At 40.6% G+C, this 21,757-nt stretch carries 22 protein-coding genes and 1 pseudogene; 22 read left to right on the top strand and 1 reads right to left on the bottom strand.

Translation table 11 applies throughout. From position 1 onward, the window contains the following. The first annotated feature begins 54 nt into the window (after nt 1–54). On the top strand, nt 55–576 hold the full coding sequence (locus tag V1L65_RS12950) for a low molecular weight protein-tyrosine-phosphatase (RefSeq protein ID WP_331699576.1): 522 nt from the start codon (nt 55–57) through the stop codon (nt 574–576). A 97-nt stretch (nt 577–673) separates the two neighbouring features. Here V1L65_RS12950 and V1L65_RS12945 read toward each other — a convergent pair whose 3' ends face one another. Continuing rightward, nucleotides 674–1,411, bottom strand: a complete 738-nt coding sequence (locus tag V1L65_RS12945; RefSeq protein ID WP_331699575.1) for an alpha/beta hydrolase — start codon at nt 1,409–1,411, stop codon at nt 674–676. 678 nt (nt 1,412–2,089) lie between these two features. Between V1L65_RS12945 and pdhA the strand changes: the two genes are divergently transcribed. The 21 genes and pseudogenes from pdhA to V1L65_RS12845 all read left to right on the top strand — a co-directional run bounded on the left by pdhA (nt 2,090) and on the right by V1L65_RS12845 (nt 21,547). Next, nucleotides 2,090–3,157, top strand: coding sequence for a pyruvate dehydrogenase (acetyl-transferring) E1 component subunit alpha (gene pdhA / locus V1L65_RS12940; RefSeq protein ID WP_331699574.1), 1,068 nt, complete (start codon nt 2,090–2,092; stop codon nt 3,155–3,157). 19 nt (nt 3,158–3,176) lie between these two features. Beyond that, nucleotides 3,177–4,154 (top strand): alpha-ketoacid dehydrogenase subunit beta, encoded by a 978-nt coding sequence (locus tag V1L65_RS12935; protein WP_331699573.1) that lies wholly within the window; start codon nt 3,177–3,179, stop codon nt 4,152–4,154. Between the two features lie 45 nt (nt 4,155–4,199). After that, the gene (locus V1L65_RS12930) at nt 4,200–5,504 is read left to right on the top strand and encodes a dihydrolipoamide acetyltransferase family protein (RefSeq protein WP_331699572.1); all 1,305 of its coding nucleotides are present in this window, start codon (nt 4,200–4,202) and stop codon (nt 5,502–5,504) included. Nucleotides 5,505–5,507: 3 nt separating this feature from the next. After that, a complete protein-coding gene (lpdA, locus tag V1L65_RS12925) occupies nt 5,508–6,923 on the top strand; it encodes a dihydrolipoyl dehydrogenase (RefSeq protein ID WP_331699571.1) in 1,416 nt (471 codons plus the stop codon). Between the two features lie 358 nt (nt 6,924–7,281). Further along, nucleotides 7,282–9,243: a heavy metal translocating P-type ATPase gene (locus tag V1L65_RS12920; protein WP_331699570.1), complete on the top strand. Its 1,962-nt coding sequence runs from the start codon at nt 7,282–7,284 to the stop codon at nt 9,241–9,243. Between the two features lie 223 nt (nt 9,244–9,466). Next, entirely contained in the window at nt 9,467–11,407 is a 1,941-nt protein-coding gene (locus tag V1L65_RS12915; protein ID WP_331699569.1) for an asparagine synthase-related protein, read from the top strand. Between the two features lie 31 nt (nt 11,408–11,438). Continuing rightward, entirely contained in the window at nt 11,439–11,594 is a 156-nt protein-coding gene (locus V1L65_RS12910) for a paeninodin family lasso peptide (protein WP_442955693.1), read from the top strand. 116 nt (nt 11,595–11,710) lie between these two features. Then, nucleotides 11,711–12,643, top strand: a complete 933-nt coding sequence (locus V1L65_RS12905; protein WP_331699568.1) for an aldolase — start codon at nt 11,711–11,713, stop codon at nt 12,641–12,643. 154 nt (nt 12,644–12,797) lie between these two features. Further along, nucleotides 12,798–13,460: a hypothetical protein gene (locus tag V1L65_RS12900; protein WP_331699567.1), complete on the top strand. Its 663-nt coding sequence runs from the start codon at nt 12,798–12,800 to the stop codon at nt 13,458–13,460. A gap of 28 nt (nt 13,461–13,488) precedes the next feature. Continuing rightward, complete coding sequence (locus tag V1L65_RS12895; RefSeq protein ID WP_331699565.1) at nt 13,489–13,920, top strand: VOC family protein; 432 nt, start codon at nt 13,489–13,491, stop codon at nt 13,918–13,920. An 85-nt stretch (nt 13,921–14,005) separates the two neighbouring features. After that, complete coding sequence (locus V1L65_RS12890) at nt 14,006–14,428, top strand: macro domain-containing protein (RefSeq protein WP_331699563.1); 423 nt, start codon at nt 14,006–14,008, stop codon at nt 14,426–14,428. Nucleotides 14,429–14,661: 233 nt separating this feature from the next. Then, on the top strand, nt 14,662–15,006 hold the full coding sequence (locus tag V1L65_RS12885) for a hypothetical protein (RefSeq protein WP_331699562.1): 345 nt from the start codon (nt 14,662–14,664) through the stop codon (nt 15,004–15,006). 604 nt (nt 15,007–15,610) lie between these two features. Continuing rightward, a complete protein-coding gene (locus V1L65_RS12880) occupies nt 15,611–16,099 on the top strand; it encodes a GNAT family N-acetyltransferase (RefSeq protein WP_331699561.1) in 489 nt (162 codons plus the stop codon). An 88-nt stretch (nt 16,100–16,187) separates the two neighbouring features. Beyond that, a pseudogene (locus tag V1L65_RS28735) lies at nt 16,188–16,298 on the top strand (thioredoxin reductase); the annotation flags it as partial. Nucleotides 16,299–16,668: 370 nt separating this feature from the next. Further along, nucleotides 16,669–17,208, top strand: coding sequence for a hypothetical protein (locus V1L65_RS12875; RefSeq protein WP_331699560.1), 540 nt, complete (start codon nt 16,669–16,671; stop codon nt 17,206–17,208). 48 nt (nt 17,209–17,256) lie between these two features. Next, nucleotides 17,257–17,403, top strand: coding sequence for a hypothetical protein (locus V1L65_RS12870; protein WP_331699559.1), 147 nt, complete (start codon nt 17,257–17,259; stop codon nt 17,401–17,403). Nucleotides 17,404–17,430: 27 nt separating this feature from the next. Further along, a complete protein-coding gene (locus V1L65_RS12865; RefSeq protein WP_331699558.1) occupies nt 17,431–17,940 on the top strand; it encodes a GNAT family N-acetyltransferase in 510 nt (169 codons plus the stop codon). Between the two features lie 196 nt (nt 17,941–18,136). Beyond that, nucleotides 18,137–18,838: a GH25 family lysozyme gene (locus tag V1L65_RS12860; RefSeq protein WP_331699557.1), complete on the top strand. Its 702-nt coding sequence runs from the start codon at nt 18,137–18,139 to the stop codon at nt 18,836–18,838. A 46-nt stretch (nt 18,839–18,884) separates the two neighbouring features. Then, nucleotides 18,885–19,382: a GNAT family N-acetyltransferase gene (locus V1L65_RS12855; RefSeq protein ID WP_331699556.1), complete on the top strand. Its 498-nt coding sequence runs from the start codon at nt 18,885–18,887 to the stop codon at nt 19,380–19,382. A 119-nt stretch (nt 19,383–19,501) separates the two neighbouring features. After that, a complete protein-coding gene (locus V1L65_RS12850; protein ID WP_331699555.1) occupies nt 19,502–21,217 on the top strand; it encodes an ABC transporter ATP-binding protein in 1,716 nt (571 codons plus the stop codon). 117 nt (nt 21,218–21,334) lie between these two features. Beyond that, nucleotides 21,335–21,547, top strand: a complete 213-nt coding sequence (locus V1L65_RS12845) for a transcriptional repressor (RefSeq protein ID WP_331699554.1) — start codon at nt 21,335–21,337, stop codon at nt 21,545–21,547. Nucleotides 21,548–21,757 lie beyond the last annotated feature (210 nt).

Genomic DNA, 21,757 nt, shown 5'->3' with positions numbered 1-21,757 from the left:
TAGAATGGGAGAGCCGGCTGTCATTTCAGCATGCAAAAGAGCAAGGGAGTAGGGATGATAATGCATATTCGTATTTTGTTTGTTTGTCTTGGTAATATTTGCAGATCGCCAATGGCGGAAGCGGTTATGCGCAAGCTAGTGCAGGATAATGGCTTGTCAGCGCAGGTTGAAGTTGATTCTGCCGGAACTGGTGACTGGCATCTTGGGAAGCCGCCTCATGAAGGGACACGCCGTATTCTAAGCGATCGTAATATTTCTTACGAAGGAATGGCTGCTAGGCAAGTTGTTCCAGGCGATTTTGAGCAGTTCACTTATATTGTGTGCATGGACAGCAGCAATATTAGTAACGTTAGAGCGCTGTTGAAGGAAGCAAAAGAGCGGGAGACCGACCGGTTCCATCCATACGCTGGCTCAAAGGAGCAACTGTTCACATTTATGGAGTTACTGCCAAAACAAGGGATACAAGATGTGCCTGATCCTTATTACACAGGCAACTTTGATTATGTCTATGAGCTGGTCGAAGCTGGCTGCCAGGCGCTGCTTAATAAAGTTAAGGCTGATATGGAGCAAGCTTAAGCTCGCTTCCTATCAGCCTTTTTTGTAAATAGCAGTTAAATTTGTATAAACGGTAAATGTGCCTGACCAAAGGGCCGCACTGTTGTCTGCCCTTAGGTTATTCAACTTCTATGAAATAACTAAGCGCTTGCGGCAATTCTTTCTGCCAAAAGCCCCATTGATGCTTGCCATCTTTTTCTTCATAATAGAGATGAGCAGACCTTTCTTCGAGCAATTGTCTCATGGTTCGATTAAGGTCGACAAAATTATAAATGCCTGTGTCTGTTTCATATGCATCTTCTTGCAGGCCGACGATCATGTACATACTTAGCCAGCTTAAATCGCCGCAACGTGACAGAACTTCCTGAGAGCTAGTATAAAAAGCGCCGGATAAAGAGATAATGCGGGTGAACAGCTCAGGATAGGTTAACGCAATATGCAGGGATACTGTTCCGCCAAGTGAATCGCCAGCAAGCAGCCGATGCTCTGGGGCACGGCGGGCTGCATAATTTTCTTCAACAAAAGGCACCAGCTCTTCGCCGAAAAATTTTACATAATCAGCATGTCTGGCACCGTCTGCCGAGTATTCAGAGGTTCTGACCTTTTTGTTTACTTCAACACCTACTATTATAAAGGGCTCAAGTCCTTCATCCAAAATCAGCTTGGTTGCTGTTGTCGCAATTCGGCCGAAATTGAAGAAATCTTCGCCATCCTGACAATATACGACAGGGTAGCTTAGCAGATCATTATAGCCTGGAGGGAGAAAAATTCTAAGCTGACGTTCTTCTTCCTCCAAAAATTGACTTGCAACAGTTTCCTTAACAATAGTTCTTTTTAAATAACGATCATCAGACATAGTTGTCAACCTCCTAGTGAAATACCTTTCAAATTGCTGAATGGAAAGGGTGTGTTATGGGTAAATAATAGTAAGGCTTATTATTCTAACGAAGCTGTCGAGATTGTCATTTCATTGTGGACGCTTCACCAGTCTCAAACATGCACTACGTTAACTTATCTTGCTTGCGAATTTTACCCGAAATGAATGAACATGGTCACTCGTTCCGTTATTTGTGTAAAAACCGCCATTTTTTTAATTTCGCGGACACACATTCCGCTATACGGCTCCAAATGGGTCACTTTCTGAGATTTATTGACCAATAACGGAACGTCTGTCACTTTGCCTCCTCAAAACTGCGATTTTGGGAGTATTAACGGAACGACTGACCATCAGGCGCAGATCGACAGTCTCCTAGTATTCGTTACAGCTTTGGCACATTAATGCTCGCACGGTAAAACAAGAGTTAGTCCTTGTAGAGTGTAGAGTTATTCTCTCTTAATTGTTAATTGTATTAATCTGTTATACTACAAAAAAATATCTGTAGCATATACAACTTGCACCTAGATTCATGAAAATTATTGAAAAAACAGTGGTTTGGCGTTTTTTTCTTTGACCATTTCGATGAAACAGGTTAATATTAATATTATAACAGAAGTAGTAGGTTTTCAAATATTTCGATTGAGGTGAGCGTTCAAAATGAGCAAATTGCCATACGAAGTACAAACGGAACCGGTTACGCCGCTGTCCGTACTGTCTCTCGATGGAGAGGTCGTCAATCCGGACCTAATGCCTGCTTTGACAGATGAACAGTTGAAAGAAATTATGTATCGCATGGTATTTACCCGTACATGGGATGAGCGTGCTGTTAACCTAGGACGCCAAGGAAGACTTGGTTTTTATGCTCCTGTTTCCGGACAGGAAGCTTCGATGATCGGCAGTGAGTACGCGCTTAATAAGGACGATTTTATTTGCCCTGGATACCGTGACATGCCTCAGTTGGTATGGCATGGCTTGCCACTATATCAGGCATTCCTATATTCCCGTGGTCATCAGCATGGAGGTCAAATTCCTGAGGATGTTCACGTTCTAATGCCGCAAATTATTATTGGCGCGCAAATTTTGCATGCTACTGGCGTAGCGATGGCATTCAAGAAGAAAAATGAAAAACGTGTCGCAATTGCTTACACAGGCGACGGCGGTTCGTCAGAAGGCGACTTCTACGAAGGTCTTAACTTTGCGGGTGCATTTAAGCTTCCTGCTATTTATGTTGTACAAAACAACGGTTACGCGATTACAACTCCATACGAAAAGCAGACAGCAGCACTTTCCGTTGCCCACAAAGCAGTTGCAGCAGGAATTAAAGGTTTGCAGGTAGATGGAATGGACGTTTTGGCTGTTATTAAAGCCGTTCAAGAAGCAGCAGAGCGCGGCCGCAACGGCGAAGGCGCAACATTGATCGAAATGTTGACTTACCGTTTCCGTCCACACTCCATGGCTGACGATACGACAAAATATCGTACTAAAGATGAAGAAGCAGAGTGGGCGCTTAAAGATCCATTGACTCGTTATGGCAAATTCCTTGAGAAAAAAGGCTTGTGGACCGAGGAAGACACAGCTCGTGTGAAGGAAGAAGCGAAAGCTGCTGTAAACGAGCATATCAAAAAAGCAGAAGCTGTTGAAAAAATGACAGTGGCTGGCTTGATCGATACAATGTTCGAAACTACTCCACAATATTTGGAAGAACAAAAAGCCGATTTTCAATAATAAGGGAGGATAAACGATCATGGCTCAAATGAATATGCTTGAAGCGATCCGCGATGCAATGCGTGTCGAGTTAAAACGTGATTCCAATGTGCTCCTATTCGGCGAGGACGTTGGTAAGGTTGGCGGTGTATTCCGCGTATCTGAAGGTTTGCAAGAAGAGTTCGGCGAGGATCGCGTATTTGATACGCCGCTTGCGGAATCTGCAATAGCTGGTCTTGCAGTCGGTATGGGGGTACAAGGTTTCCGCCCAATCGCCGAAATTCAATTTGTCGGCTTTATTTATGAAGCACTTGATCAAATGTTCGTACAGGCAGCTCGTATGCGTTACCGTTCCGGCGGACGCTACAACTCGCCTATCGTATTTAGAACGCCATTTGGCGGCGGTGTAAAAGCCGCTGAGCTTCATACGGATTCTTTGGAAGGCCTGGCGGTTCAAACGCCTGGTATTAAAGTTGTTATTCCTTCCAACCCATATGATGCAAAAGGTCTAATGATTTCTGCAATTCGTGATAACGACCCTGTATTCTTTATGGAGCACTTGAACCTGTACCGTGCATTCAAAGCAGATGTGCCAGAAGGTGAATACACGATCGAGATCGGCAAAGCCAATGTTGTCCGCGAAGGCAGCGATGTAACGATCATTGCTTATGGCATGATGGTTCACACTGCAGTTAAAGCTGCAGAAGAGCTGGAGAAAACAGGCGTGAAGGCAGAGGTTATCGATCTTCGTTCACTAGTTCCTCTAGATATCGATACTATTGTTGCTTCCATTCAAAAAACAAACCGTGCTATTGTCGTACAAGAGGCTCAAAAAACTTCAGGTGTTGCTGCAGAGGTTATTGCACAAATTAACGAAAAAGCTATTCTTCACCTTGAAGCGCCGGTACTGCGCGTAGCTGGTCCAGATACGGTTTATCCATTTGCTCAAATCGAGGATGCTTGGCTGCCGACATCTGCTCGCATTCAAGCAGCGGTTAAGAAAGTAATGGAATTTTAATTATAGATCGATGCATTTATTTTGAAAATAAGGAGGGTTCCCTCGATGGCAAAGTTTGAATATCGTTTTCCAGAACTGGGCGAAGGCTTGCACGAAGGTGAAATTATTAAAGTCAATGTAAAGCCAGGCGACAAGGTTACAGACGATGATATTATTATGGAAGTCCAAAATGATAAAGCAATCGTGGAAGTGCCTTGCCCTGTCAACGGAACGGTTTTGGAAGTACTTGTGAAAGACGGGCAAGTGTGCACAATCGGCGAGATTGTAGCAATTATTGATGCAGAAGGCGAAATTCCAGAGCAAGCAGAAGCTCCGGCAGCGGAAGAAGCACCTGCTGCTCCAGCTGCAAGTGAGGCTCCGGCAGCTCCAGCTGCTAGCGAAGCCGCTCCAGCTGCTAGCGAAGCGCCAAAAGCTACAGGCGCTGGGGTTCTTGCAACGCCTAGCGTGCGCAAATATGCTCGTGAGAAAAGCGTTGATCTTACTCAAGTAGCCGGAACAGGCAAGAACGGCCGTATTACTCGTGATGATGTTGATAACTTCAATGGCGCGGCACCTGCTGCAGCTCAGACTGAGGCTCCAGCAGAAGCAGCTGCCCAAACAGCAGCTCCAGCCGCTGGCGCTGCTCCAGTAGCTGCAGGTACAGCTCATCGTCCTGAAGAACGCGTACCATTCAAAGGCATTCGCAAGGTTATTGCTAATGCAATGTCCAAATCTGTATACACAGCTCCTCACGTAACAATTATGGATGAGGTAGATGTAACAGAACTTGTTGCGCTTCGTGCAAAATATAAGCCATATGCAGAGAAGAAAGGCTCCAAGCTTACTTATCTGCCGTTCATTGCAAAGGCGCTAGTGGCAGCTTGCCGCGAATTCCCGATTATGAACGCTACGCTTGATGAAGCGAATCAAGAAATCGTTCTTCGCAAATATTACAATGTTGGTATTGCTACAGATACAGATAACGGACTTATCGTTCCAGTTATCGAGGATGCAGATCGCAAGAGCATCTTCATGATTGCTGATTCCATCCGTGATCTTGCAGTTCGCGGACGTGATGGCAAGCTTGCGGCACATGAGCTGAAAGGCAGCACCATTACAATTTCAAACATCGGATCAGCTGGCGGTATGTTCTTTACACCAGTTATCAACTTCCCAGAGGTTGCGATTCTTGGAACTGGACGTATTACAGAGAAGCCGATTATTCGCGACGGCGAAGTTGTAGCGGCTCCTGTTATGGCACTTTCCCTAAGCTTTGACCATCGCTTGATCGATGGCGCAACAGCACAAAACTTTATGAACTTTATTAAACAGCTTTTGGCACAACCAGAACTGTTCATTATGGAGGTTTAAAAAATGGTAGTTGGAGATGCTTCCCTAGATATTGACACTCTAGTCATTGGTGCAGGTCCTGGCGGCTATGTAGCAGCAATCCGTGCTGCTCAGCTTGGACAAAACGTACTTGTAGTAGACAAGGAAAACGTTGGCGGCGTATGCTTGAACGTTGGCTGCATACCTTCCAAAGCACTTATTTCGGCTTCACATCAATATGAATCTGTAAGCAAGGCTTCCGATTTCGGCATTGAGGTTGGCGAAGCGAAAGTTGATTTCAGCAAAGTGCAAGAGTTCAAAAATGGTATCGTTAAAAAACTGACTGGCGGAGTTGCGGCACTTCTAAAAGCAAACAAAGTGCAATACTTTAACGGTGAGGTTATGTTTATTAACGAAAACGAAGCGCGTGTGTTCAATGATCAGGAAGCACCTCGCTACCGTTTTAAAAACTGCATTATTGCAACAGGCTCTCGTCCAATCGAGCTGAAAGCTTTCCCGTTTGGCGGACGTATCATTTCCTCAACAGGAGCCCTTTCCTTGCCGGAAATTCCTAAGAGCATGATCGTAATCGGCGGCGGATATATCGGTATCGAGCTTGGTCAAATGTACTCCAAGTTTGGTACAAAGATTACAGTAATTGAAGGCTCTGATGCAATCCTTCCTGGCTTTGACAAAGATATGTCAACGATTGTTGCTAAGAAACTTAAAGGCTCCAATGTTGATATTATTACTGGTGCACAAGCGAAGAGCGCTGAGCAAACGGACAGCGAAGTTACTGTAACTTACACGGTTGGCGACAAAGAAGAAAAAGTAACAGCTGACTACTTGCTAGTAACAGTTGGCCGTCGTCCTAATACAGATGGCGAGCTTGGACTTGATCTAATCAACCTTAAGCTTTCCGATCGCGGTTTGGTTGAGGTTGACCAGCAATGCCGTACTAATATTCCGCATATTTTCGCTATTGGCGACATTATTGCTGGCCCAGCTCTTGCTCACAAAGCAATGTACGAAGGCCGCGTAGCAGCAGAGGTTATCTCTGGCTTGCCAAGCGTAATTGATTATAAATGTGTACCAGCAGTTTGCTTCTCCGATCCAGAATGCGCAAGCGTTGGTTACAGCGAGAAGGAAGCAAAAGAGAAAGGCCACAACGTTAAAGTTGGCAAATTCCCATTTGCAGCTAACGGCCGTGCGCTTTCCCTTAATGCAGCAGAAGGCTTTGTGAAGCTTGTATCCGATGCTGATTCCGGTCTTGTACTAGGCGCACAAATCGTTGGTCTAGAAGCTTCCAACATGATTGCTGAGCTTGCTCTTGCAATCGAAATGGGTGCAACTCTAGAAGATTTGGCTCTTACAATTCACGCTCACCCAACACTAGGCGAGATCGTTCTTGATGCAGCTGAAGTTGCTCTAGGACATCCGATCCATACATTTGTAAAATAAAATCCAACTCATTGAACAGAGTCTGCTAAGGCAGGCTCTGTTTTTTTATGCACAATTTTTACATTTGTGAGTACGGTATATAACCGCCTTGGTTTAAAGACGTCATATTCGGGTATATAGGCTTATACGAAATGTGAAACAGATAGATTAGGAAAGTTAAAAAGCTGTGCTAAAACTCACTTTATTTATATTCATTTTTATTATATAATAATTATAAATAAATTGATTCCTGCTTTTCAATTTCATATTGAGCAACCTTGGTTGCTATGTTTACATGCTGCTCCGCTTATGGAGCAGCATGTGCTGTTTTAAGGGTCGTAATAATGGAATTCATTATCAATTGGAGGAGATGATTCGAATGGCAACTCTATACAAAAGTGAGCTAAAAGCACGTAGAGAATTTCAGTTTAAATGCAATGAAAGTAAAAGAACCACATTAAAGAAATGGTTGAACAAGTATGGGGAACTTAGCGCTGCTATAGTAAGCGGGGTTTTTATCGCTCTTGCTTGGGCAATTGGTTCTGTGTCTCCGTCCTTAGCAGTTATATTGTATGCAGTAGCTTTTATCGTTGGCGGCTATGCCAAAGCTGCTGAAGGCATTCAAACGTTATGGAAAGAGAAGGATCTAGATGTAAATTTATTAATGATTTTTGCAGCAATAGGAGCTGCCAGTATCGGATATTGGATGGAAGGAGCGCTGTTGATTTTTATTTTCTCATTAAGCGGAGCACTTGAAACCTACACCATGAACCGCAGCAGCAGAGATATTACAACTCTAATTGAGTTGAAGCCCGAAACAGCAATCGTTATGAAGCACGGTAAAGAAGTAGCTGTATCGATCGATGCTCTACGAATAGGAGATATTACGGTTGTGAAGCCTGGTGAACGTATTCCAGCAGATGGTGTAGTCGTAGAAGGATTATCGGCAGTCGATCAATCTTCCATAACAGGAGAATCTATCCCGGTAGATAAAGTACAAGGCGATGAAGTGTTTGCTGGAACATTAAATGGGCAAGGTGCTCTATTCGTTGAAGTGACAAAATCTAGCGAAGCTACACTTTTTGCGAAAATAATTAAACTAGTGCAAACTGCACAAAATGAAAAGCCAGCATCACAAAGCTTTATGGAGAAATTTGAACGTCTTTATGCGAAAATCATTATTTTAATAACAGCGGCAATTATACTGATTCCACCGATGCTACAACTATTAACTTGGGAGGCAGCGCTCTATAAAGCGATGGTTTTTATGGTTGTTGCTTCTCCGTGTGCATTAGTTGCTTCTATTATGCCTGCTATGCTGTCAGCGATATCTACAGGAGCAAGAAGAGGTGTGCTCTTTAAAGGTGCTGCTTATTTGGAGCATTTGGCAGGTGTGAAGTGTATTGCTTTTGACAAAACCGGGACGTTAACGGCAGGAAAGCCTGTCGTTACAGATGTTCTGGTGTATGGCGGCTATGAAGTACGAGACGTTTTAAATATGGCAGCTGCAATGGAGTGCTTATCCAAGCATCCTTTAGCGAAAGCAATTATAGCGAAGGCTGAAGAGAAAGACATTGAAGTTGCGATCCAACAGATGTCGGAGTTTCAAGCGATACCCGGTTGGGGGCTGCAAGCTCGATTTAATCAGGTTCTATGGAAAATTGGCAAGCCAAAAATGCTGAGTGAATCCGTTTGTACAGCAGAATTGTTGGACGATATTGCAAGGCTAGAGAAACAAGGAAAAACAGTAACGGTACTCCATAATGAAGCCGGAGTTGCGGGCGTTATTGCGCTTCAAGACAGGGTAAGGGATGAAGCGAAGCGAGCTGTAGCTATGCTTAATGAAGCTGGGGTCGAGGTCATTATGCTGACAGGCGATCAGCCGCAAACAGCTTATGCGATCGCCGAAGAGTTAGGGATTAAACGTGATCATGTATTTGCAGGATTGCTTCCAGAGCATAAAGCACAGAGAATCAAACAGATGAAAGAGCGTTATCGTTCAGTGGCAATGGTGGGAGACGGTGTCAATGATGCTCCGGCACTCGCAACTGCAACGGTTGGAATCGCGATGGGTGCTGCTGGTAGTGGCGCGGCCTTAGAAACAGCAGATATTGTGTTAATGAATGATGGTATTGATCGCATAGCAGAATCTATTTCGCTGGGTAAAAGAACGGTGAGGATTATTAAGCAAAATATTGTGTTTGCTTTAACCGTTATTGTTTTCCTCATTAGCACCAATTTTATTAACGGAATATCATTACCGCTGGGAGTCGTTGGGCATGAAGGAAGCACCATTCTAGTTATATTGAACGGATTGCGTTTATTGTTGCGTTCTCATTGATCATAACAATAGTTGGACACTAGCCGAAAGGGGGTTAGTGTCTTTTTTTGTTCTTTTAAAAGAATAATATTATCTTTTTCGAAATTTGAATATTTATAAAAAAGATTTAAAGCCTTTAGAACAAAAGGAATTATAGTTACAAAAGAGTAAAGGTGTGATACAATCTGATCATATTTATTTGTTCTTATTAAAGAACAAAACTGTCATCATAGAGGGAGGCGAGATGTTGAGTGCGATTGCTGGTATCCTTAACTTGAACGATGAATATTCTTCTAGAGAAACTATCGTGCAAATGATGAAAGTCCTCCAGAAATATCCGGCAGACGAAGCGAATATTTGGCGCGGTGATTGGCTGTCAATGGGTTGTCATGCACAATGGGTTACTCCAGAATCCATCAACGAAGGTCTTCCACGTTATGATGCAAACAGAGAGCTTCTCATTACTGCTGATGCCATAATTGATAATAGGAAGCAGCTATGCGATCAGCTGGAAATTGATTATAGCGCGAGGAAAACAATAACGGACTCTGAACTTATTCTCGCTGCCTATATAAAATGGGGGAGAAGTGCTCCATTGCATTTGATAGGCGATTACGCCTTTGTGATCTGGGATAAACGCCGTCATCAGCTTTTCGGTGCACGTGACCTGCTAGGCAGGCGAACATTGTATTATCATCATTCATCGACAAGCTTTTCTTTCTGTACAGTCATTAATCCTTTGTTTGCAGTACCAGGTATACACAAAAAGCTTAATGAATCATGGTTTGCCGAATTTCTGGCCATTCCTATGATGTTTGATACAGTCGATGTTCACTCCACGGTATATGAAGATATTAAGCAGCTGCCTCCCGCTCATTCCTTTACAGTAGTTAAGGGCGTTGTCACGATCGAGCAATACGATGAAGTGGAAGTAACGTCCCCTAAGCTTAAGCTAAGGTCGAATGGCGATTACGTGGATGCCTTTAGAGAGGTCTTTCAAATAGCCGTTCAATCGAAGCTGCGAACGCATCGCCAAGTTGGCGTAAGATTAAGCGGAGGGCTGGATTCAGGCGCCGTTGCAAGCTTCGCGGCGAAATCGCTTCTTCGGCAAGGTAAGGTACTGCATGCCTTTAGCTATACTCCAGCAGCGAATTTTGAAGATTGGACACCGAGAAGATTAATTGCCAATGAAACTCCCTACATCCAAGCAGCAGCCCGCCACATTGGCAACATTGAAGAAAACTACTTAGATTTTGAAGGACGTAATGCGATTAATGAGATGGATACTATGCTGGAGTTGATGGAGGGACCCTATAAGTTTTTCGAAAACTCATTTTGGCTAACGGGTATGCTGGAGCGGTCCCAAGAACAGGATGTAGGCGTTATGCTCAATGGGAGCCGAGGCAACTATACCATTTCATGGGGCGATCCCATTGATTATTACGCAAGGCTATTGCGTACTTTTCGTTGGGCGAATGTTTTTCAAGAGCTGAATCATTATACACGGGTGATGCGAGCAGGAAAATCTGATGTGATCCCGATTATTGTCAAGCAAGCGTATGCCCACTTGATAAGATCGGCACTTGCAAAGAGGAAGACGGATATCCCGCTGGTCATTCATCCCGACTTTGCCGCTCGAACAAAGGTAATGGAAAAGCTTAAGTCTCATTATGTCGGTCTCACAGCTTACGTCCCAGATGAGGTCACTGCAAGAAATAATCAATTTCAACGATTCTCGGCATCCAACCATATTGGAACATCAACGACGAAGCTATCATTGCCTTATGCAGTCAGTGAGCGTGATCCAACCAGTGATCCAAGAGTTATTCGCTTCTGCTTATCTTTACCACACGAGCAATATATTCAAAATGGGATCGATCGCTCCCTTATACGAAGATCGACAGAAGGTTACTTGCCCGATATGGTGAGAATGAATATTCATGCAAGGGGCGTACAAGGAGCGGATTGGATATATCGGATGCTGCCGGATTGGGGAGACTTTAGGGATCAATTGCATAAGCTTTGCCAGGACTCTAATGCTTCGTACTATTTAAATGTTCCTCAAATCAAGCAATCACTTGAAAAGCTAGGGACGAAGCCGAAGCTGGAATATGCTTTTGATCATAATGCCCGATTACTGATGCGCAGCTTGATAGCTTATCGCTTTTTACAGCAAATATCTTAAAACCGATTTATGTGAAAGGAGGTGAATCTATATGACAAAGCAAGTGAAGCGAGAGTGGCAGCAGCCAGCGTTGGAAGAGTTATCGGTACAGATGACAATGGGAGGACCGAATTGGTGCAATCCAGACGCGAACAATGACGGACATAATAACTCAATCAAGTGTGACGCATTTCTTGATCCATCTTAGTTGTTATATGAAATAAAGCTTTTTGGAAGTAAAGCCCGTATACTTATCCCGAGTATAAGGGCTTCTTTCGGATTTTAGGCTTATCATATTGAATGAGGGAGAGGCAGATTAAACATATGTTGATATCCAAGTCTGTTGATATGATGTACAGCGTTTTTGGACTAACTCTTCAAAGTGAAATTGAGCTTCAAGAGCTTCTCCCCACATTGGCACAACCGAAGACTGCAGATGTGACGATCCGTCAGGGAGATTTGAAAAATGCCTGGAAGCAGCATGGGGATCTAACAGGTCATTATGGGTTTAATGACAGAGAGTTTTATCTCTATGTTCCAGACGCAGCGATATTTTGTGTTCGGGAAGGTAGGGAAATTATTATAAGCCCACATCTTGGAGCGAACGAGAAGCTTATTCGACTTTACTTGCTCGGAACGTGTATGGGGGCACTCTTGATGCAGCGAAGGACACTGCCCTTGCATGGAAGCGCAATTGCAATCAACGGAAAAGCCTATGCATTTGTAGGTGATTCAGGAGCAGGGAAATCAACGACAGCAGCCGCTTTTCTTGAACATGGGTGTCCACTTTTAAGCGACGATGTCGTTGCTTTATCTGCCAGCTCGGATTATATGAACATACCATTCATATACCCTGCATATCCGCAGCAGAAACTTTGGCAAGCAAGTTTCGATATACTGGGTAAGGATTCATCATGCAGCCAAATTTTGTATGATCAAAAATATGCTGTACCCGTTCATGCTCAATTCTGTAGTGATCCTATGCCAATAGGCGGTGTATTTGAGCTAGTCAAAGACGAGCAAGCTGAGACAATTCATATTTCTGCAAATGGCGGTCTTGAAAGTATTTCAATACTGATGAACAACACTTATCGTTCTTTTCTTATTCCATATTTCGGCCTGACACGGTGGCATTTCGCTGCTGCTGTTGACTTGGCCGGCAAAACAAAAGTATATCGAATAATCAGACCGGCAGCAGGTTGCACCACAAAGTCACTGAAAGGGCTTATTATGGAGGCGATTCAAGAAGAAGCTTAATTTAAAATATAAAAAAGTATAAGTTTTTGTAACCAATAGTTGGACACTGACCGAAAAAGGGGGTGTCTTTTTTTATATACAATTTGAAAAAGAAACATTCAAATGTGGTAAATGTTGTATAATAAGGGGATGAAGTTCGTGAGGAGTGGAGTTTATGAAAAGAAAAGGCATTGTTTATATGTTGATCATATTAATATCTTTATTTATGCTGCCCAACAATCACTTGAATGAGTCTTATGGTGATAAATTATTTCAATCCATGGGTATACCGGTGTGGACAGAAAATAATCAATCTGGATTTCATCTATCCTTGCTAGTATTTTTGAGTCTGCTAATCTTTGGCATATCAAGAACAGTTAAATTATACCGTCCAACATTTCCGAAAATCTTAAGCAGAATAATTTTAAGCTGCATCGCGTTTATTTTACTTTTTCCGATCGTCAGTGAGAAGATGACCTTTATGTTAAAGAAAAATACAACCGGGATTTATTCAATTGATTATAATAAAAAAGATAGCGCCTGCAGTTTCAATTGGGAAGAAAGAACTGTAAGCGCTAATTGTAAATTTACATTTTTTAATTATGGAAAAGAAGAGAGAATAGCAGTTAAACCTATTTTTGAGAATAATGCAATTGACTTTGAAGAGCAGACATTTTCTATAGCCCCTCATGATAAAGTATCATTTCGTGCTCAGTTTGATGGGAAATATATGGAAGGAACTGGTCGTTTAAGTGAGCTTTATGATCTTCATATAAGTGAGCTAAGAGGGTTCGGCGTAGAAGTGCAAGCAGGTGATGAATGGAAGCAATTTTATTAGTGGTCAATAAAAAAATGGAGGTAAACGAATGGTACCGAATAGAGTAAGTTTAATCACTATAGGAGCTAAGAATCTGCCGGAGTTAAGAAAATTTTATCAGAAGCTTGGCTGGAGCGAGACGGAAATAAGCTCAGATCAATACTGTGTGTTTAAAACAGCAGGTGTATTATTATCATTGTTTCCAATCGAAGAACTGTTAAAAGATTGTGGTTTAGAAGAAGTTCAGATGGAAGATGGGTTTAAAGGAATTACATTCGCTATTAATACAGATGAACCAGATCAAGTCGATCTTATTACTGAGGAAGTACGTGCATCAGGCGGGAAAATTATTAGAGAAGCAAGCGACGCTTCTTGGGGAGGCAGAATCTCTTACTTTTTAGACCCTGAAGGCAATGCATGGGAAGTAGCTTGGAATCCAACAGCGGTGTTTGATGAGCGGGGGGCAATGATTCACTTCTAGTCTTTTATTGCTGGTAAATAAAAGATAACCTGTCAAAGCAAAAACAAAATGAGTAAGAAGTAACAAATTAATTGGAGTGAAATCAATGGAATTAGTAGAAATTAAGAGAGATTTATTTACTATGCCAGACGAGTATTGTTTAGCTCATTGTATTTCTGCTGATGCTAAAATGGGAGCGGGAATAGCAGTTCTATTTCGAAAGAAGTTTAAACTGTCTTCACTGCAAGAGAAAGCGTTAAGAAATGAACTGGAAGTTGGAAAATGCTATAAGGTAGATAGAATAATTAATTTGATAACGAAGAGCAAATACTGGCATAAACCAACATATGAAACCTTAACAGCTGCAGTAAGCTCAATGAAAGAGATATGTATAAGTGAATCTATAAGTAAACTTGCTATGCCGGAAATTGGATGCGGCCTGGATAAGCTGCAATGGGGTCGGGTAAAGGAAATTTTAAAGGAAGAATTTAAACAATTACCGATTGAGATTATTGTATGTAGATTATAGCTTGGATTTTTGATAAAAGAAGAAAGCAGAATAGATGTTACCGCGATTTTAATGGCCGAATTAATACATACTTATCCAGATGGGAGGATAAATTTAAGGAAGTCATTATGTTCTAGTGACGCATCAAAAGACGATGTTATTTTTGTGGGGGCTTTATTTCATGATGTAACAAAAGGAATTGAACCACACCATAAGACCGGAGCTCAATTAATTAAAACAATATTATATGAAGAATGTTCAGAAAAGAGCTTGGTGAAATATCAGAAATCATTGAATTTCATAACTCTAGAAATCGTGAAGATTTGCCCTTCCATATAAAAATTATACAAGATGCAGATATTTTGGACCCTTTTGGAACACTAGAGGTATGGTTGAAGTTTATGTACAGCGCACACAAGGAAGAGAACGTATTTGATGCGATACGTTTATGGAATAGTACTGAGAATTTGGAATACATAAGAGCATCAAAAGAATCATTAAACTTCGAATTATCTAAGGAAATATTTGATAAGAGAATAGAATTTGTAACATTGTTTCAGAAACAATTTAAAAAAGAATGCTATGGAAACCTATATTGAATGATTTTAATCCAGGGGGAGACGCAGAAATGACTACTTTAATGAAAAAGTTTACGTTCTGGTTTTGTATATTTTCATTATTGATCTGTTTTCTAAATTTGTCTGGGAATGATGATAAGAACATTTTGATTTTTCTTACCAACCCGATAAATATGTTATTGGTTGATTGGCTAACTGATATTAATACAAATCCGGATACGACACAGCTTTTTAAACCGTTAATTTATGTACTGCATTTAGCTTTCTGGATCTTACTAGGATTGGTAATAGATTGGTTAGTAAAACGTAAAAAGAAATTTAATGACCATCAATTTCGAGACGAGAAATAGAATTAATAAACTAATTGATTATTTTGAGGAGCGATGATGTCTGAAATTCAATCTATTGAAATCGTTGTAAAACTAAAAGAAAGTGGGGGACTTTAATAAATGAGTATTTTAATAGTTCTAATTTTGATCATTGGATTAGCGGGTCTCATTGGTAATCAATATTCAGGACTAAAAAGAATGGAAGAGATGCAAAGATCTTTGGATGATATAAACCAAAAATTGCGGGAGAGGAATCATAACAGTAAACCATAAAAAACAAAAAAGGAACAATTATTATGATCTTTACTTTTAAACCAATGACTCCATTACACGCAGAAATAATATCAACATGGAAGTATCAGGAACCATACAATTTTTATGATTTCGAAACCGATGCAGAAATTATAGATGAACTGCTGAACGGCGATTACTTTTGTGCTTTTAACGATGTGGAAATTTTAATTGGCTACTTCTGTTTTGGTAACTCTGCAAGGGTTCCAGGCGGATACGCTGCAGGTATCTACGAAAAGGAAGATATGTTGGATATTGGTCTAGGACTTGAACCATCCAAGACTGGGAAGGGATTAGGAAGAGTATTTGTGAAAGAAGGCATTGATTACTTAAAGCAACAATTAGATATAAGGAAATTCCGATTGGTTGTAGCAAGTTTTAATCAGAGAGCGATAAAGGTTTATGTCGAAAACGGATTTGTACAGAAAGGTAAATTCTTAAGCAAAGTTAATGGCACAGACATAGAATTTACTTGCATGATCAAAGCGAATTGAATAGAAAGAAGCTAATTTGAGAGTATATCCAAGATGGTATTCCCATTATACAACACTCTAATATTTGTTCCCCTCAGAAATGTATTAATCCCTTATTCAACTGATCGCAGGAGCGTTTACTGATGCAGTGTCGGCAATTAATAGTGCCAAGTTCAAGGAAAGGAATAAAGTGCTTGGCGTGGCGGAGGAAGATGCGTAAACGAAAGATTAGGACGCAAAGCAAAGGGTTATACACACGAGTGCAATAACCGCCGTGTTGATCTATCGAACTTACTGTTAGGACAAGGCACTACCTTAAAGGGTACGTGTCTTTTTGTCTTAATTCCATATTGAACAAAAGGTGAAAACAGATGGAAGAGGTGACCCGCTAACGCAAGTTCATAAATACAAGACCGTTACATGAAATTGCGGGATTTAAAAACCTAAGAAAGACATATATTAATCCGAACGATCGTTCTTCATCTTAATGGTATAACGTGGTAGAATAGCGAAAAAGAGTTAACAATAATATAGAAGTCGAATCAAAGAACTTCAGGTGAAATCTTCGAAAAAAGAAACCAAAGGAAGATATGATGATGAAATTTGACCTTTATCATTATTATGAAAGAAATCAAGGACCGTTTAAGAACTTATCAGCTTTAGAAATAGATGAAGCAGAAAAGATTTTACAAAAGATAAGATACAATGGAGACACTTTTGCAAGCAAGCGATCATTGGATTATATAAAAATAAGGAAGGGATTAGAGAATAAAGCGAGAGAGGCGTTTATTGCTAAGGGTGGGAATCCTAAAAAAATGTATCCGCATTATATGACATTGGGCGAATGTGGTTGGATTAAAGAGTGGTATAGAGATGGAAAAGAGGTCAAAATATCATTAGCTGAATTTAAAGAAGATAATATAAGTTTTACGTATGGGGATCTTTTTCCGACTATGCGATATCAAGACGGGAAAGAATACCGAGAACAAGTATATACAAAGGAAGAAATAATGAAATTGATAGAGAAATATGGATTACCACAAGAGTGGAATAAGGAAGGGACATATGGGCCCGAAAGATATATTGAAGTACAAATCTGGAGTAATGAAGTTATTAATAAATATGTTTAAATATGTGGAAGTATTGAAAATGATTCGGAAAACACAATAAGAGAATACATGGAGGAAAATAATAAATTTAGAATGGAATGCTTGGAAGCCGGAGAGAAGTTTTTTGAAATAAACTACAATTATGAGCAAGAAATCGATGCGGTTTATGAGTATATAGAAATTCAAAAACATAAGTTAGAAAGTAATCTTTCATGAAAATCCTTAAAAGAAAGTGGGATCAATATGAATTTATTGCTAAGAGAAATAAATGAGAATGATCCAATTACTATCTCAAATGCATTTAAAGAACAAGGTTGGGACAAGCCAGTTGCTCAATATAAAAGATATATAAATGAACAGAAAAACGGGGAGAGAGTTACAATAATAGCCGAAATTAATGGAGTATTTGTTGGCTATTTAAATGTAATCTGGAACTCTCATTACCCTTCATTTAGGGAACAGAACATACCAGAAATTAGTGATTTTAACGTTTTAATTAAATATCGAGGATTGGGCATCGGTTCACAATTAATGGATAAAGCTGAGGAAGTAATAAGTCGAAAGTCATCAATTGCTGGGATTGGTGTGGGTGTTTTTTCAGATTATGGGGTAGCTCAAGTCATATATGTAAGGCGCGGATATATTCCGGATGGAAAGGGATTACATAATGGTCATCGGTATATTAACTACGGGGATAATGTTGTTATAGATGATGATATTGTGTTGTACTTTACAAAGAAATTAAGGGAGTAGCTGTTTACGAAAAAATCATATAATAAGTATTTATTGGGTTTTTCCTTGGCGAATGGATACCTGATAAAGAGAAGCAAGAGTTAATTGAAATAATCAGAAACAATTTGTAAGGAGCAATGGGGAGATCAAAATCCCCTTGGAGGTTAATAGATGTATACTACGAAATCATAGTAAAACGAAATATGAAGGAGATCGAATGAAAAAAATACGTAACATAATAGTAATAGCACTTCTAGTAATTATTACATTAGCGTTTTTAGAATATAAAGGCATCATTTGGCATAATTCATTTTTTGCAAAGAAATATGAAGTTAAAGGACTTGATGTTTCACATTATCAAGGTGACATTAACTGGTCAGAGGTCGTAAAGGAAAATGAGTATCAATTTGTATTTATAAAAGCTACGGAAGGAAATGACTTTATTGATAAAAAATTTGATTATAATTGGAAGGAAGCGAAGAAACAAGGGATATTAACTGGGGCATATCATTTTTTTTCAATGAGAAGTTCTGCTGAAAAACAAGCAGAAAATTTTATTAATATTGTTCCAAATGAAACTGACAGCCTACCGCCAGTTATTGATATTGAAATTCACCTCAAGCATGACCCGAAAAAAGTAAGGGATGAGATACAAACTTTAGCTCATTTACTCGAAAACTATTATGAAAAGAAGCCAATCCTTTATGTCACATACAGTACATACAATACTTACATTAAAGATGAATTTATAGACTTTGATATATGGATTCGCGATATTATCAAATTTCCAACGCTTGGCGAACGTAAATGGATATTTTGGCAATATAACAATAGAGGAAGAATTGATGGTATAAATATGTATGTTGATATTAATGTTTTTAACGGTAATATTGAAGAATTGAACAAGAAATTCAGATAATTAATAGGTGTATGTTAATACTTCACTAGCAGAGAGGAACTAAATTATGCGGAAAATAGAAGTCATCGAAGTTGACGAAAAGCAAAAATCAATTTTAGCCCATTTAATTGAGCTATACGAATATGATTTTAGTGAGTTCAATGATCGGGATGTAAACGAGTTTGGCTTGTATGGATATAAATATTTGGATCATTACTGGACAGACACTGATCGCCATCCGTTTTTCGTAGTGGTCGACGGCAGTTACGCAGGTTTCGTTTTAGTAAATTCTTATAGCAACCTGCAAAAAAGTGATCCAGTTAAATCTATCGCTGAATTTTTTGTAATGCGTAAATATCGTCGTAAAGGAATTGGCGAGGAAGCAGCCAGGCAGATTTTCGACAAATTTAAAGGCAATTGGGAAGTGCTTCAACATGGAAATAATGATCCTTCAAAGTATTTTTGGAAAAAGGTAATAGAGGAATATACAAAAGGTGATTTTGAGTTACTAGGTGTTCAAACTGAAAACTGGATTGGGCAAGGATATTTATTCTCGAACTTTTAAACTGAGCTATATGAGAATATGTCATTATATGTTAAAGTAATAGTAATGATAATCATTTTCATTATATAAACTCTTAATGATCAAAATGATGTGCAAAACATTCGTTGCAGGAGGACAAGATGATTCGTAGGTTTTTCAGTTATTATCAACCCTATAAAGGGTTGTTTATGCTTGATTTTGGATGTGCCATACTCGCCGGGCTGCTGGAGCTGGCGTTCCCGATGGCGGTGAAAGTATTCATTGATGATTTGCTGCCGGGGAGCAAGTGGGATTTAATTGTTTGGGCTTCTGTGGGACTGATTGCTCTTTATTTTTTGAATACAGGTCTTATGTATATCGTCAATTACTGGGGACATATGCTCGGTATTAATATTGAAACGGATATGCGTCGCAAGCTGTTTGCCCATATCCAAAAGCTGTCATTTCGTTTTTTTGATAATACGAAGACTGGGCATCTGATTGGCCGACTGACCAATGATATGAATATGATTGGCGAGATGGCGCATCACGGACCGGAGGATTTATTCATCGCTGTGATGACGCTGCTAGGTTCCTTTATACTGATGCTGCTAATCAATTGGAAGTTAGCCGTGCTAACCTTTATTGTAGTACCCGCGATCATTTGGGTCGTGGTTTATTTCAATGGAAAAATGACGAAAGCTATTCATCAGCTGTATCGCGACATCGGTGATTTCAATGCTCGGATTGAAGATAATGTGGGCGGTATTCGTGTAGTTAAAGCGTTCTCTAATGAAGCGCATGAAGAAGCGCAGTTTGCCGTCAACAATAACCGCTTTCGTCAAACGAAGCTGTTATCGTACAAGCTGATTGCGAAAAACGGTGCTATCAGCTATATGATGATGCGATTTGTGACGTTGTTTGTAATGGTATGCGGGACGTGGTTTGTCATTCAAAACCAGCTGAGCTACGGTGATTTTGTCGGCTTTTTGTTGCTAACGAATGTGTTCTTTCGTCCGATTGAGAAGATCAATGCGATTGTCGAAAGCTATCCACAGGGCTTCGCTGGCTTTAAGCGTTATGTAGAACTGATGGATACGGAGCCGGATGTGGCGGATGATCCAGATGCAACAGAACTCGATGCAATCCAAAGAGATATTGTTTTCGACCGTATATCATTCGGTTATGAAGGTGAACGGCAAGTTTTGCATCAGGTGGATCTCACAATTCGCAAAGGAGAGACTGTTGCCTTTGTTGGCCCGTCTGGAGCAGGCAAGACAACGTTATGCAGCTTGCTGCCGCGTTTCTACGAAGTAGAGAGCGGAGCCATCCGCATCGATGGAGTAGATATCCGAAAGGTGACGCAGAGCTCACTGCGTAAACAGATCGGTATTGTGCAACAGGATGTATTTTTGTTTGCGGGGACAATTCGCGAAAACATTTTGTATGGCAAGCTTGAAGCGAGTGAAGAGGAGGTGTGGGAAGCGGTGCGTCGGGCGCATCTCGAATCCTTTGTCCGTACGCAGGAGCTAGGGCTAGAAACGGTTATTGGAGAACGAGGTGTAAAACTGTCAGGCGGACAGAAGCAGCGTCTGGCGATTGCACGGATGTTTTTGAAAAATCCGCCGATACTCATTCTTGATGAGGCGACCTCGGCACTGGATACGGAGACAGAGATGGCGATTCAGCAATCGTTAGCGGAGTTGTCGAAGGGGCGGACAACACTAGTCATCGCCCATCGTCTGGCTACGATCAAGGATGCGGATCGTATTGTGGTCGTCACCGAAGATGGTATTACTGAACAGGGACATCATGAAGAACTCGTAGTCGCAGGCGGCGTATATTCCCGTTTGCATCAGGCGCAATTTGGCAGATAGGGATCAAGGGAATCATCCGGATCTCAGAAGCGAATCGATAAAATGAATGAGATGTTTGAAAAAAAGGGTATAGGATGACGGCACAAAGGAAAGCGACTATTCGGATTTTGCTGGAGCATGAAGAAAGACCAACTATCTTCGGAGGATATATTTTTTCTCGTGAGATGCATCTATCCCGAGATGGGAATCGCCACATTGTACCTCAGCTTAGACCTGCTGACTGAGTTCGATATCGTTAATAAATTTAACTTTGGGAACGGAGCTGAACTTTTCAATCTGTTCAGTGATGAGCAAATTCAAATGCACCATTACTTGATCTGCAAAATATAAGAAATTAAAATCGCAAATCCACGGGTATTCTGCACAAATGCAATGACTGTCGTATTAACCTATCGGACTTATTGTTGGGACAAGGCACTACCTTAGAGGGTACGTGTCTTTTTGTCGTGAAATTGAAATTTACTCATTATCAAATTGATGAGTTATATGCACGTTTGGCACTTACGAATATAAATATATTGGTGCTAGGAGAAATTTCAT

Source organism: Paenibacillus sp. IITD108, from assembly GCF_036541265.1.
Lineage (GTDB): Bacteria > Bacillota > Bacilli > Paenibacillales > Paenibacillaceae > Pristimantibacillus.
This window is presented reverse-complemented; position numbering and strand designations above follow the sequence as displayed.